This is a genomic window from Streptomyces sp. NPDC035033 (assembly GCF_040636735.1).
Classification (GTDB): Bacteria; Actinomycetota; Actinomycetes; order Streptomycetales; family Streptomycetaceae; genus Streptomyces.
In genome coordinates this window covers 6,991-19,983 of record NZ_JBEZUZ010000078.1, presented here as the reverse complement: position 1 = coordinate 19,983, position 12,993 = coordinate 6,991, and the positions used below count along the sequence as shown (strand labels likewise).

14 protein-coding genes and 3 tRNA genes are annotated in these 12,993 nt (G+C 73.2%); 15 read left to right on the top strand and 2 right to left on the bottom strand.

The features are described 5' to 3' along the window. Positions 1-25: 25 nt before the first annotated feature. The 5 genes from proB to AB0E83_RS26675 all read left to right on the top strand — a co-directional run bounded on the left by proB (position 26) and on the right by AB0E83_RS26675 (position 5,369). On the top strand, positions 26-1,189 hold the full coding sequence (gene proB, locus AB0E83_RS26695) for a glutamate 5-kinase (protein WP_362116957.1): 1,164 nt from the start codon (positions 26-28) through the stop codon (positions 1,187-1,189). Positions 1,190-1,384: 195 nt separating this feature from the next. Then, positions 1,385-1,891 carry a hypothetical protein gene (locus AB0E83_RS26690; RefSeq protein WP_362116915.1) on the top strand — a complete coding sequence of 169 codons (507 nt, stop codon included), beginning with the start codon at positions 1,385-1,387 and terminating at the stop codon, positions 1,889-1,891. Between the two features lie 244 nt (positions 1,892-2,135). After that, on the top strand, positions 2,136-3,419 hold the full coding sequence (locus AB0E83_RS26685; protein ID WP_362116912.1) for a glutamate-5-semialdehyde dehydrogenase: 1,284 nt from the start codon (positions 2,136-2,138) through the stop codon (positions 3,417-3,419). A 107-nt stretch (positions 3,420-3,526) separates the two neighbouring features. Further along, on the top strand, positions 3,527-4,171 hold the full coding sequence (locus tag AB0E83_RS26680; protein WP_362116909.1) for a hypothetical protein: 645 nt from the start codon (positions 3,527-3,529) through the stop codon (positions 4,169-4,171). A 115-nt stretch (positions 4,172-4,286) separates the two neighbouring features. Beyond that, positions 4,287-5,369, top strand: coding sequence for a hypothetical protein (locus tag AB0E83_RS26675; RefSeq protein ID WP_362116906.1), 1,083 nt, complete (start codon positions 4,287-4,289; stop codon positions 5,367-5,369). Positions 5,370-5,456: 87 nt separating this feature from the next. On the opposite strand, the gene AB0E83_RS26670 is transcribed toward AB0E83_RS26675, so the two are convergent. Then, a complete protein-coding gene (locus AB0E83_RS26670) occupies positions 5,457-6,590 on the bottom strand; it encodes a M48 family metallopeptidase (protein WP_362116903.1) in 1,134 nt (377 codons plus the stop codon). Between the two features lie 133 nt (positions 6,591-6,723). On the opposite strand from AB0E83_RS26670, the gene AB0E83_RS26665 reads away from it, so the two are divergent. The 8 genes from AB0E83_RS26665 (at position 6,724) to AB0E83_RS26630 (ending at position 11,295) form a co-directional block, all read left to right on the top strand. After that, complete coding sequence (locus AB0E83_RS26665) at positions 6,724-6,948, top strand: hypothetical protein (protein WP_362116959.1); 225 nt, start codon at positions 6,724-6,726, stop codon at positions 6,946-6,948. An 85-nt stretch (positions 6,949-7,033) separates the two neighbouring features. Next, positions 7,034-7,198 carry a hypothetical protein gene (locus AB0E83_RS26660; RefSeq protein ID WP_030494103.1) on the top strand — a complete coding sequence of 55 codons (165 nt, stop codon included), beginning with the start codon at positions 7,034-7,036 and terminating at the stop codon, positions 7,196-7,198. A 64-nt stretch (positions 7,199-7,262) separates the two neighbouring features. Next, positions 7,263-7,883, top strand: coding sequence for a nicotinate-nucleotide adenylyltransferase (nadD, locus tag AB0E83_RS26655; protein ID WP_362116900.1), 621 nt, complete (start codon positions 7,263-7,265; stop codon positions 7,881-7,883). Between the two features lie 19 nt (positions 7,884-7,902). After that, the gene (locus AB0E83_RS26650; RefSeq protein ID WP_362116897.1) at positions 7,903-9,609 is read left to right on the top strand and encodes an LCP family protein; all 1,707 of its coding nucleotides are present in this window, start codon (positions 7,903-7,905) and stop codon (positions 9,607-9,609) included. Between the two features lie 69 nt (positions 9,610-9,678). Continuing rightward, the gene (gene rsfS / locus AB0E83_RS26645) at positions 9,679-10,116 is read left to right on the top strand and encodes a ribosome silencing factor (protein WP_362116894.1); all 438 of its coding nucleotides are present in this window, start codon (positions 9,679-9,681) and stop codon (positions 10,114-10,116) included. Next, positions 10,113-10,766: a histidine phosphatase family protein gene (locus tag AB0E83_RS26640; protein WP_362116954.1), complete on the top strand. Its 654-nt coding sequence runs from the start codon at positions 10,113-10,115 to the stop codon at positions 10,764-10,766. Before rsfS ends, AB0E83_RS26640 begins: the two co-directional genes overlap by 4 nt. Positions 10,767-10,861: 95 nt before the next feature. Continuing rightward, positions 10,862-10,934, top strand: a tRNA-Ala gene (locus AB0E83_RS26635). Positions 10,935-11,061: 127 nt separating this feature from the next. Next, entirely contained in the window at positions 11,062-11,295 is a 234-nt protein-coding gene (locus AB0E83_RS26630; RefSeq protein WP_030494108.1) for a hypothetical protein, read from the top strand. Here AB0E83_RS26630 and AB0E83_RS26625 read toward each other — a convergent pair. After that, on the bottom strand, positions 11,274-12,581 hold the full coding sequence (locus tag AB0E83_RS26625) for a glycosyltransferase 87 family protein (protein ID WP_362116891.1): 1,308 nt from the start codon (positions 12,579-12,581) through the stop codon (positions 11,274-11,276). The genes AB0E83_RS26630 and AB0E83_RS26625 overlap by 22 nt on opposite strands. Positions 12,582-12,711: 130 nt before the next feature. Between AB0E83_RS26625 and AB0E83_RS26620 the strand changes: the two genes are divergently transcribed. Together AB0E83_RS26620 and AB0E83_RS26615 are read left to right on the top strand one after the other, a co-directional pair. Further along, positions 12,712-12,784, top strand: a tRNA-Ala gene (locus AB0E83_RS26620). 69 nt (positions 12,785-12,853) lie between these two features. Continuing rightward, positions 12,854-12,926, top strand: a tRNA-Ala gene (locus AB0E83_RS26615). Positions 12,927-12,993: the final 67 nt, after the last annotated feature.

The window sequence follows — 12,993 nt, the reverse complement described above, 5'->3', positions numbered from 1 at the left end:
GGAGATGGCGACGGTGCAGCAGGACATGAACCGACAGGACGTGACCCCGCGGACCGCGACCCCGCCCTCGGCGGCCCGCCCGTTCGTCACCGAGGCGCGCCGGATCGTCGTCAAGGTCGGCTCCTCCTCCCTCACCACCGCCTCCGGCGGCCTCGACGCCGACCGGGTCGACGCCCTCGTCGACGTCCTCGCCAAGGTCCGCAGCGGCGGCGAGAAGGAGATCGTCCTGGTCTCCTCCGGCGCCATCGCCGCCGGCCTCGCCCCCCTCGGCCTCACCCGCCGCCCCAAGGACCTGGCCCGCCAGCAGGCCGCCGCCAGCGTCGGCCAGGGGCTGCTCGTCGCCCGCTACACCGCCTCCTTCGCCCGCTACGGCGTCCGCGTCGGCCAGGTGCTGCTCACCACCGACGACACCAGCCGCCGCGCCCACTACCGCAACGCCTACCGCACCCTCGACCAGCTGCTCGCCATGGGCGCGCTGCCGGTCGTCAACGAGAACGACACCGTCGCCACCGACGAGATCCGCTTCGGCGACAACGACCGGCTCGCCGCCCTCGTCGCCCACCTCGTCCGCGCCGACCTCCTCGTCCTCCTCTCCGACGTCGACGGCCTCTACGACGGCGACCCGTCCAAGCCCGGCACCTCCCGGATCGCCGAGGTCACCGGCCCGGAGTCCATCGCCCACGTCGAGATCGGCTCCGCCGGCAAGGCCGGCGTCGGCACCGGCGGCATGGTCACCAAGGTCGAGGCCGCCCGGATCGCCGCCGCCGCCGGCATCCCCGTCGTCCTCACCTCCGCCAGCCGCGCCGCCGACGCCCTCGCCGGCCGCGACACCGGCACGTACTTCCAGCGCACCGGCCGCCGCTCCGCCGACCGCCTCCTCTGGCTCGCCCACGCCTCCACCCCGCAGGGCTCCCTCGGTCTCGACGACGGGGCCGTCCGGGCCGTCGTCGAGGGCAAGAAGTCGCTGCTGGCCGCCGGCATCGCCGCCGTCGAGGGCGACTTCGTCGCCGGCGACCCCGTCGAACTCCGCGACGCCGCCGGCCGCCCCGTCGCCCGCGGCCTCGTCAACTTCGACGCCAAGGAGCTCCCCCGGATGCTGGGCCGCTCCACGCGCGAACTCGCCCGGGAACTCGGCCCCGAGTACGAGCGCGAGGTCGTCCACCGCGACGACCTCGTCGTCCTCGACTGAGCCCCGGCCGGAAACCGACCCGTCCCGGTACGGAAGCCCTTGCGAAACCGCCGCCGAAACGGCTGAAACTCCTGCCATCCGGAAGGGACCTTTACCAAAACCGCCCCATGCGGCGGCTCGGACTGGTCAACTTTGTCTCGGGGGTAACGAGCAACGCGGGGTACAGCACCACACGCATCACACAGGAGGCCGCCGGTGAGACGAGCGCGCCCAGGGGCACTGCCCCGCGGGACGGCCGAACGCGCCCTGACGAGTGTCGAGGCCGGAGCCGACTTCGACGCGGCACGGGGCAGGACCACGGAAGGCGAGAGCACAGCAGCCGAGACGGGCACACGGGACGGCGGCGCGGGGGAGCGCCCCCTGTCCAAGCTGTGGCACGTCACCCTCAGCGTCTCCGGCGCCGAGGCACCGCTGAAGGAGGTGCGCCGCGGGCTCGAACAGCTGGCCCACGACCACCCCTTCCTGCTGACCAGCCGCTACGCCAACGACCACGCCGAGATCCGGTACTGGGAGGAGGCCCGCGACCTGCACGACGCGGCCGCCGTCGCCCTGCGCCTGTGGGGCGAGCACCGGCAGACCGCGAAGCTCCCGCCCTGGGAGATCGTCGGCCTGGAGGTCATCGACCGGGAGACCTACCACCAGCGGATCGCGGAGGGCTACGGCCCGCCGCCCGCCGCCCCGGTCGGCGTCCACCCCTACTGAGCCCCTTCCGGCCGAGGCCCCCCTTCCGGCCGCGGGGCCTCTCCCGGCCGTGAGGCCCCTTCCGGCCGTGGGACCTTTTTCGGCCGTGGAGTCCCTTCCGGCGGGGGAGTCCTTTCCGGCCGGAGCCCGGGGCCGCGGGGGCGGCCGCCCCGGAGTCCGCACGGTGACACGGGCGCGTCTCGCACTGCGGGACGTGCCCGTCGTACGTGCGGGGTCGGCCCGCCCGTGCCAGTACCCTGCGGGCATGACCTCGCTCACGCCCCTCGACAACCTCACCCCGGTCACCCGGGCCGCCTACCGGGCCCGTGGCGCCGCCGCACAGATCGCGCCACTGCCGCGCGCGGCCAAGGACGAAGCCCTCCTCGCCATCGCGGACGCCCTCGAGGTCCGCACCGCGGAGATCGTCGAGGCCAACGCCGAGGACATCGCCAAGGCCCGCGAGGCCGGCACCAGCGAGTCGATCATCGACCGGCTCACCCTCACCCCCGAGCGGGTCCGGGCCATCGCCGCCGACGTCCGCGACGTCGCCGCCCTGCCCGACCCGGTCGGCGAGGTCGTCCGCGGCTCGACCCTCCCCAACGGCCTCGACCTCCGCCAGGTCCGCGTCCCCCTCGGCGTCGTCGGCATCATCTACGAGGCCCGCCCCAACGTCACCGTCGACGCCGCCGCCCTCTGCCTCAAGGCCGGCAACGCCGTCCTGCTCCGCGGCTCCTCCTCCGCCTACGCCTCCAACACCGCCCTGGTGAAGGTCCTCCGCGACGCCGTCGGCGGCGCCGGGCTGCCCGCCGACGCGGTCCAGCTCGTCCCCGGCGAGTCCCGCGACTCCGTCCGCGAGCTGATGCGCGCCCGCGGCCTCGTCGACGTCCTCATCCCCCGCGGCGGCGCCTCCCTCATCCGCACGGTCGTCGAGGAGTCCACCGTCCCGGTCATCGAGACCGGCACCGGCAACTGCCACGTCTACGTCGACGCCGACGCCGACCTCGACATGGCCGTCGACATCCTGATCAACTCCAAGGCCCAGCGGGTCAGCGTCTGCAACGCCGCCGAGACCCTCCTCGTCCACCAGGACATCGCCGCCGCCTTCCTGCCCCGCGCCCTCGACGCGCTGGCCGGGGCCGGCGTCACCGTCCACGCCGACGAGCGGGTCCTCGCCCACGCCGAGGGCACCAAGGCCACCGTCGTCCCGGCCACCCCCGAGGACTGGGAGACCGAGTACCTCTCCCACGACATCGCCGCCGCCGTGGTCGACTCCCTCGACAAGGCCGTCGAACACATCCGGATGTGGACCTCCGGCCACACCGAGGCCATCGTCACCACCTCGCAGGCCGCGGCCCGCCGCTTCACCCAGCTGGTCGACTCCACCACGGTGGCCGTGAACGCCTCCACCCGCTTCACGGACGGCGGAGAGTTCGGCTTCGGCGCCGAGATCGGCATCTCCACCCAGAAGCTCCACGCCCGCGGCCCGATGGGCCTCCCGGAGCTCACCTCCACCAAGTACATCGTGACCGGCGACGGTCACATCCGGTAACACCACCGCGCACCCCTCCTTTCGGTACGGGTCGGTACGGTCGTCACGGGCGGGGAGACTTCGCACTCTCCCTGCCCAAAACCACATCCCCGGTCTACTCTGAATCCGTGCCGGACGACGTGGGGGGCAGGCCGTCCCCGAACGGCTGGGAGCCCGACGACGAGCGCGGAGGCGCCGACGAGGGCCGCTGGGACATGGTCTTCGACGAGGAGTTCGTCCGGGCCGCGGCCGTCCACGAGCCGACGGCCGTCGAACGCCTCCTCGCCGCCGCCCAAGCCCGCGCGGAAGCCGAGTCCGCCCGCGCCCGGGCCCTCCGGGGCGCCGGCGACGAGGACCCCTACGACGACGGCCGCGACCCCGTCGGCCTCACCTACGAGCCCGACGACATCGGCGACGAAGCCAGCCCCTACGGCCCCCACGGCGGCGCCCTGCGCCCCTACCGGGGCAGCGCCCGCTGGCACCGCCCGGTCGCCTGGATCCTCGCCCTCCTCATGGGCGTCGGCATGGTGGCCCTCGCCTTCACCGCCGTCTACCGGGGCGCCGCCGCCAACCGGCAGGACCGGGTCCCCCCGGCCTCCACCGGCGTCGACCGGCCCAACCCGGCCCCGCCCGCCGCCTCCCCGGCCGCCGGGCCCCCGGTGCCGGTCCTCACCGGCGCCCCCGCGACCACCGCCGCCCCGACGGCCGCGGGCCGCCCTCCGGCCGCCCACCGGACGCCCCCGCCGGTCCCGACCGGCTCCCCCGCCCCCTGACACCACCCGGACGGCGGCACGGGCCGCCGGGACCGCCACCCCGACGGCGGAAAACTTCCGAACTTGTCGTGTACCTGGGCGTTTACCGAAGCCCCCGCCGACCTACCCTGAAGGTATGGCAGGGCGTGGCGACCCGCCTGAGGGGACTCCCGAGGGGCTCCCCGGCGGAGAGGACGAGTACCGGTCCCTCGTCTTCGACGAGGCGTTCGTCCGCGCTGCCCACCTCCAGGAGTACTCCGCCCGGGAACGGATGGGCGAGCACGCGCTCGCCGTCCGCAGCCGGCCCGGCCCCACCGGCCGCCGCGGCGGCTCCGGCCAGGCCCTCCTCCTGGTCCTGCTGATCCTCCTCGCCTTCGGCACGGCCGTCTACCTCGGCCTGCGCAACCCCTACCAGCCGCCGCCCGACCAGCGCGCCGAGCCGCTGCGCACCACCTTCGTCCCGCTCGCCCCCCGGGGTCCCGTCCCCGGCGGCGACCCCGCCCGGCTCCTCGCCCGCAGCCCCGCCGCCGAGTACCGCACCGGCACCGCCGGCATCAACCTCCCCGTCGCCGCCCGCACCACCCACTTCTCCGAGGGCCAGGTCGTCACCGCCCTCCGCATCGCCAAGGACTACCTCGTCGCCTCCTCCCTGGAGCCCGAGGTCCTCGCCGGGCAGACCGTCCGCCCCGCCCGCCTGCTGATCGACCCCGACCAGCTCGCCCAGTTCGACCGCAGCGTCTCCTCGCCCGCCGACGACGGCCGGCACGCCGTCGCCGCCTGGGTGGTCCGCTTCGACCCCCGTCAGGTCGTCGTCGCCGAACCCGCGCCCCGCGTCCAGGGCACCCTCCGCTTCGCCGAGGTCGCCCCCGACACCCTGGACGTCACCGCCGACCACACCTTCACCTACGCGCTGCGCCCCGCCGTCCAGGCCCCGGGGGCCACCCCCGACGCCTCCCTCTTCACGGTCCACCGCACCCTGCACCTCCGCTTCGACCGCGAGGACCTGCGCATGCACCGGGCCGAGCTGCTGACCAGCACCGTCGAAGCCGGACCGCAGGCCTGCGGCGCCGGCACCGACGGCGGGCTCAGGCCGCTCCTGGCCGGCGCCGAGGCCCCGGCGACGAGCGGGCCGGCCCTCACCGACCCCTACGCCACCGACCGGCCCGCGGCCCCCGCCCTCTGCGGAGCCCTCGCCCCGGCCGCCCAGCCCGAGCCCTGACGGCCGAGCCCGAGCCCTGACGCCCCGGCCCGAGCCCTGACGCCCCGGCCCGGCGGCCCGCGCCCGGCATGACCCGGAAGGAACGGCCTAGGCGCCGGGGCTCTCGCCCGGGCCCTCGCCCGGCTTCTCGCCGGTGCCCTTGCCCGGTTCCTTCGCCGCACCGCCGCCGAAGACCGTCCGCAGCCGTCCGCCCAGGTCACCCGCGAGGTCACCGGCCCCGCCGGCTATGTCCCCGACGAGCTTGAACAGCGGATCCTTGCTGTCCTTCACCGTCTGCGCGTAGTGCCCGGCCGACTCCCGGAAGGAATCCGTGACCGAGGTGTCCTTGTCCTCCGAGCGCCTCGGGTAGTGGCCGTCCATCAGCCGCTGGTAGTCCCGGCTCTCCGACCACTTCTTCAGCTCCGCCGCCCGCACGGTGGTGAAGGGGTGCGAGCGCGGCAGCACGTTGAGGATCTTCAGCACCGAGTCCCGCAGGTCACCGGCCTTCTCGTACTCGTCCGCCTGGGCGAGGAACGCGTCCACGTTCATCTCGTGCAGGTGGTTGCCGCCGGCGATCTTCATCAGACCCCGCATCGAGGCCCGCAGGTCCTGCCCCACCAGCAGCCCCGCCCGGTCGGCCGACAGCTCCGACTTGCGGAACCACTCGCGCAGCGCCGTCACGATCGCCATCACCGCCACGTTCCCCAGCGGGATCCAGGCCACCTTCAGCGCCACGTTCGTCAGGAAGAGCAGCACCGTCCGGTAGACCGCGTGGCCCGACAGGGCGTGACCGACCTCGTGGCCGATCACCGCCCGCATCTCCTCCTCGTCGAGCAGCTCGACCAGCCCCGTCGTCAGCACGATCACCGGCTCGTCCAGGCCCACGCACATCGCGTTCGGCACCGGGTCCTGCGTCACGTACATCGGCGGGACCCGGTCCAGGTCCAGGACGTAACAGGCGTCCCGCAGCATGTCGTTGAGGTGGGAGAACTGCGCGTCGCTCACCCGGACGGAGTCGGAGAGGTAGAGCAGTCTGAGGCTGCGCTCGGGCAGCAGCCCGCTCAGCGTCTTGAACACCGCGTCGAAACCGCTCAGCTTCCTCAGCGCCACCAGCGCCGAACGGTCCGCCGGGTGCTCGTAGGCCCGAGAGGAGATGCCGGGGAACCGCCTGCGCCGCCTGCTCGGCACGCCTCCCGGGCGGTCCTCGTCGGTGTTTCCGGTGTTCCCGGTGTTTCCGGTCATGAACGCCCCCTGTCCATCCGTACGAGTCGGTACTCGTCCCCCTGACACGACCCACCCTAGGCGAGGGCGCTACCGTGTGCCCGGAGCCTGTGGACAACTCGGGCCCTGTGGACAACGAGGGAGCACGACCCCCATGCCGGACACCGTCGCGGCCACCGCCGCCCTCACCGGGATCGCCGCCGCGGCGCAGCAGGGACCGGGCGACACGCTCCGCGTCGTCCTGCTGATCTCCATGGTCGGCGGCGCCCTCCTCGCCTGGTTCCTGCTCCGCGGCTACGGCGGCGGCGAGTCGGCGGACCGGCCCGCCGACGCCCCCGCCCGAGGGGCCTCGGAGGACGCCGGGGACGCCAACGCCTGAGTCGGCGTGAGACAGCCGGGACGGCCCGCATACGATGTGCGCGAAGTCTCCGCTCCCACCCCCGATCGGATAGGTCCTGCCGAAGATGAGCCTCCACAGCACCGCCGCCAACCTCGTCACGCTTGCTTCCGAGGGCGCCGAGCACGGTGGCAACCACGACAGCCTCAACCCGTACGTCACGGGTGGTGGCGCCTTCCTCGCGCTGATGCTGCTGCTCTGGATCACCACCCGCTTCAACCGCGACCGCTGAGCCGGACGCCGACCGGGAGGCCGCTGAGCCGGCGTCCGCCGCCGTGCCAGTAGGCTCTGCACGCATGGGAGAGCAGGAAGTGCCTACTGGCGGCCGCGGCAAGCGCCGCCTCGGCGTGATGGGCGGGACGTTCGACCCGATCCACCACGGACACCTGGTGGCGGCCAGCGAGGTCGCCGCCCTGTTCCACCTCGACGAGGTGGTGTTCGTACCGACCGGGGAGCCGTGGCAGAAGAGCCACAAGGCCGTGTCGCCCGCCGAGGACCGTTATCTGATGACGGTCATCGCCACGGCCTCCAACCCGCAGTTCTCGGTCAGCCGCATCGACATCGACCGCGGCGGCGCCACCTACACCATCGACACCCTGCGCGACCTGCACTCGCTCAACGACGACGCCGACCTCTTCTTCATCACCGGGGCCGACGCGCTCTCGCAGATCCTCACCTGGCGCGACGCGGAGGAACTCTTCTCCCTCGCCCACTTCATCGGCGTCACCCGGCCGGGCCACGACCTCACCGACGACGGACTGCCCAAGGGCGGCGTCTCCCTCGTCGAGATCCCCGCCCTCGCCATCTCGTCCACCGACTGCCGCGCACGGGTCGCGGAGGGCGACCCCGTCTGGTATCTCGTCCCGGACGGCGTGGTCCGCTACATCGACAAGCGTCAGCTGTACCGCGGCGAGTGAGTCCCGGGGAGGGGCACCGGTGAACGACCAGCAGAACCCGTACGACCCGTACTACCCGCAGCAGCCGCAGATCATCGGCTACGACGCGTACGGGCAGCCGGTGTACCAGCAGCAGGCCCAGGCCCCGCAGCAGCCCGCGTACGACCCGTACGACCCGTACGCCGGTCAGCAGCAGGCGTACGGCTACGACCCCTACGCCCAGCAGCAGCCCCCGACCCCTCAGCAGCCCGCGTACGACCCCTACGCCGGATCGCAGGGCTACGCCCAGCCCGGCCACGACCCGTACGAGACCTACGGCGGCGGGCAGCAGTGGCAGGCCGCCGCCGAGCCCGCGGCGCCCGTCGCCGCCGCCCCGGCCGGCGTCCCCGGCCAGCGGCCCGCCCCCGAGCCGCCCGCCGCCGAACCGTCCGTCCCCGCCGCCAGGGCGCCCCGCCGGCCGGACGCCGACGAGGACAAGGAGTACCGCACCGAGCAGTTCTCCTTCATCGAGGAGCCCGACGAGGACTCCGAGGACGTCATCGACTGGCTCAAGTTCACCGAGAGCCGCTCGGAGCGCCGCGAGGAGGCCCGCCGGCGCGGCCGCAACCGGGTGATCGCCCTCGTCGTCGTCCTCGTCCTCGCCGCCGTCGGCGGCCTCGGCTACCTCTGGTCCGCCGGCCTGCTCCCGGGCACCGGCGACCCCGAGGAGCGGTCGCGGGCCGCCGCCACCGGCCCGCAGCGGCGCGACACGATCGTCCTCCACCTCCACGACACCCGGGGCGGCGGCACCTCCACCGCCCTCCTCGTGGACAACACCACCACCCAGCAGGGCACCACCGTCCTGCTGCCCAACGCGCTCGCCGTCGCCGACGCCGACGGCACCACCACCACCCTCGGCAAGTCCGTCGAGGAGGACGGCTCCAGCGGCACCCGCGAAGCCCTCTACAACCTCCTCGGCGCCAAGATCGCCGGAACCTGGCGCCTGGACACGCCGTACCTGGAGAACCTCGTCGAGTACCTCGGCGGCATCGAGGCCGACACCGACACCGCCGTCCCCGACCCCAAGGCCGGGAAGGGCGCCGACCCGCTCGTCGCCAAGGGCGAGCAGCAGACCCTCACCGGCCGCGCCGCCGTCGCCTACGCCACCTACCGGGCCCCCGGCGAGGCCGAGGCCAAGCAGCTCCAGCGCTTCGGCCAGGTCGTCGGCGGCGTGCTGCGCAAGATGCCCAGCGACGCCGCGAACGCCACCAGCGCCATCGAGTACCTCCAGCAGATCGCCGACCCGTCCCTCCCCGAGAAGGACCTCGGCGCCTCCCTCGCCAAGCTCGCCGACCACGCCAAGACCGGCGCCTACAAGACGGCGCTGCTGCCCGTCGGCCAGGACGGGGCGCTCACCGAGGGCGCCGGCGACAGCGTCGTCAAGGACATCCTCGGCGGCAAGGTCACCGTCCTCGACGCCGGCGGGGTGCCGCGGGTCTCGATCAAGGACGGCACCGGCGAGGACGCCGTCGAGGCGGCCCGGGTCGTCCTGGTCAACGGCGGCTACGCCTTCGCCGGCGGCAGCAGGACCGACAGCCGGGAGAAGTCCGAGGTCGTGTACGGCGACGACGCCCAGAAGGCCACGGCCGTCGAGGTCGCCAAGACCCTCGGTCTGCCCGCCGACGCGGTCGCCAAGGGCAAGCCCTCCGGCAGCGCCGCGGTCACCGTCGTCCTCGGCCGGGACTACGAGATCCCGGGCGCCCCGTAATCGTTTGCGGGGTCGTCGGCGGTCCGTGAGACCCTGGAGGGGTACTGGACCGCCGACGAAAGCCTGCTTGTGACCGCCACTGATCGCTCCATCGAGCTCGTCAACACCGCCGCCCAGGCGGCGGCCGACCGGCTCGCTCACGACATCATCGCGTACGACGTCAGCGATGTGCTGTCGATCACCGACGCCTTCCTGCTCGCCTCCGCGCCCAACGACCGCCAGGTCAAGTCGATCGTCGACGAGATCGAGGAGCGGCTCCAGAAGGAGCTCGGCGCCAAGCCGGTCCGCCGCGAGGGCGACCGCGACGCCCGCTGGATCCTCCTCGACTACGTCGACATCGTCGTCCACGTGCAGCACAGCGAGGAGCGGGTCTTCTACGCCCTGGAGCGGCTGTGGAAGGACTGCCCCGAGCTGCCGCTGCCCGAGGACGCCGTGAAGACCCGCGGCAAGGCGGCCGAGCACGCCGCCCTGACCGGTGCCGACAGGACGGACGGTGAGCTGAGCTGAGCGCCGCCAAGGGCGGCACCGGCCGCCGTATCGTCCTGTGGCGCCACGGCCAGACGGCCTGGAACCTGGAGCGCCGCTTCCAGGGCTCGACCGACATCGAGCTCACCGAGGCCGGCGTCCACCAGGCCCGCCGTGCCGCCCGGCTGCTCGCCGCCCTCCGCCCCGACGCGATCGTCGCCTCCGACCTGAAGCGGACGGCGGCCACCGCCGCCGAGCTGGCCGCGCTCACCGGCCTCGACGTCGCCCACGACGCCTCGCTGCGTGAGACGTACGCGGGGGAGTGGCAGGGGCTGACGCACGACGAGATCGTCGCGCGGTACGGCGAGCAGTACGCCGCCTGGAAGCGCGGCGAGCCGGTGCGCCGGGGCGGCGGCGAGCTGGAGACCGAGGTGGCCGACCGGGCCGCCCCGGTGATCCTGGAACACGCCGACAAGCTGCCGCAGGACGGCACCCTGGTGGTGGTCAGCCACGGCGGCACCATCCGTACCGCCATCGGCAGGCTCCTCGGCCTGGAGCCGCACCACTGGGAGGGCCTGGGCGGCCTCTCGAACTGCTCCTGGTCCGTCCTCGGCGAGGGCGCGCGCGGCTGGCGCCTCCTGGAGCACAACGCCGGCTCGCTGCCCGAGCCGGTCCTCGGCGACGACACCTGACGCCCGGCCCGGGCCCCCGGGGCCCGGATTTCCCTTTCCGGCAGGTCACCGGCTAGAGTTCTTCTTGTTCGCAGCGCTGAGCGCGAAGAACACGAGGGGCTATAGCTCAGTTGGTAGAGCGCTTGCATGGCATGCAAGAGGTCAGGAGTTCAATTCTCCTTAGCTCCACAGTCACCGGATCCCGTCCCCCACCAGGGGGGCGGGATCTGTCGTTCTGTCACTTCTGGGCCGCCGCCCGGCCGTGGCAGAATCGGACGGCCGGAGGGGGACCAGGATCCGGACGGGAGGGTGGCCTTTGGGTGCGCACAGGCGGAAGTGCGACTGGTGCGGCAGCGGCACGCCCATCGTGCGGGACATGGACCCCGTCAACCCGGACTACCAGTACTGGTGCGAGGAGTGCGCGCGGGCGCTGATCATAAAAGGCGACCCGATCGAGACCTACCGCGAACTCGAGGGGGAGCCGATCTACGGCCGGCTCCTCGACGAGCACTGCACCCTCAAGCGGTTCTACTCCTTCGCCACGGCCTGAGGCTCCCGGACCACGACGGTCTCCCCGGGGGCCTCCGCGCTCTCCGCGCCCTTGACGGCCCCCGGCCGGCGGCTCCGCCGCACCGCCAGCGCGTACCCGGCGAAGACCGCCGTCGCCGTGAGCGGATAGACCGCCGACAGCAGCATCTGTCCCGCGTTCTGGTCGAGTTCGGGACGGCCCGGGTCGTGCGGCACCCACCACAGCGCGAACGAGGCGAAGGCCAGGGCCACCGCGCCCGTCGTGAGCCACGCGCGCGGGGCGCGGTCGTACAGCAGGATCAGCAGCGGCACGCACCAGACCCAGTGGTGGGACCAGGAGATCGGGGAGACCATCAGCGCCGTGAACGCGGTGATCACCACGGCCACCGCCCGGTCGCCGCGCGCCGCCGCCCGCACCGCGAGCACCATCGCCGCGCCGCCCAGGAGCACCGCCGCCGCCAGCCACCACAGGCCGGGCGCGTCCGTGTGCATCAGCCGGGCGAGCACCCCGCTGAGGGACTGGTTGGCGGTCTCCTCGGCGTGCCCGACCCGGCCCGTCTCGAACAGCGTCCGGGTCCAGAAGGTCTTCGAGTCCGAGGGCAGCGCCACCGCCATGGCCAGCGTCGTGACCAGGAAGGTCCCGGTCGCGGTCAGCGCGGCGCGCAGCCACTGGTTCATCGCCCGGTCCCGCCGCCACAGGAGCAGGCCCGCGGCGAGGAGCAGCACCACGAAGAGCCCCGGTGTGAGTTTCACCGCGGTCGCCAGGCCGATGCCGAGGCCGGCCCGGCGGCTGCCCTCGCGCCGGGTGAGGTCCCACAGCACCGCCACCGCGACCAGCAGGTTGATCTGCCCGTACCGGAGCGTCGTCCACACCGGCTCGCACCAGACCACGACCGCCGCGACCCACAGCGCCGTACGCCACAGATCGGCCCGTCGCGCGGGCGCGGCGAGCGCCGGGCGGACCAGCCGGAGCGAGAGCCCCACCAGGGCCACCACCAGCAGCAGGTTCCCCGCCGTGGAGAGCGTCCGCATCAGCGGGACGTCCACCAGGGTCAGCGGCAGGAACAGCACGGCGGCGAACGGCGGGTAGGTCATCGCCAGGTTCGCCGAGGTGGCGCGCATCGCGTACAGGTCGCCGCCGGCCCGGAGCGTCTCGGCCTCGGCCCGGTAGACCATCACGTCGAGCATGTTCACGTGGGCGACGCGCTGCGCCACCCAGAAGGCCGCGAACGAGATCAGACAGGCCGCCGCGGCGGCGACCAGGGGCCACGGGCGGGCACGGGACGGAGAAGGCGCTGAGGGAGACACAGACGGCGACCCTACCCGGCGCCTCCGACAGTCCCGGAGAAACGGATTTGGAGATCTGCCCGGCGGCCGGTTACTGTTCTGTCCGTCGCCGCGAGGAAGACCCGCGAGGGAGCCGGGCGGACGATCACGAGGGGCTATAGCTCAGTTGGTAGAGCGCTTGCATGGCATGCAAGAGGTCAGGAGTTCAATTCTCCTTAGCTCCACAGAAGGCAAGCGGGCCATCCGTAGCGGGTGGCTCGCCGCACTTCTGCGGTACGCTGAATGCCGCACGAGGGGCTATAGCTCAGTTGGTAGAGCGCTTGCATGGCATGCAAGAGGTCAGGAGTTCAATTCTCCTTAGCTCCACAGAAGAGAAGCGGGTCATCCGGTGCGGGTGTCTAGCCGCACTTCTGCGGTAGTCTGATTGCCGCCC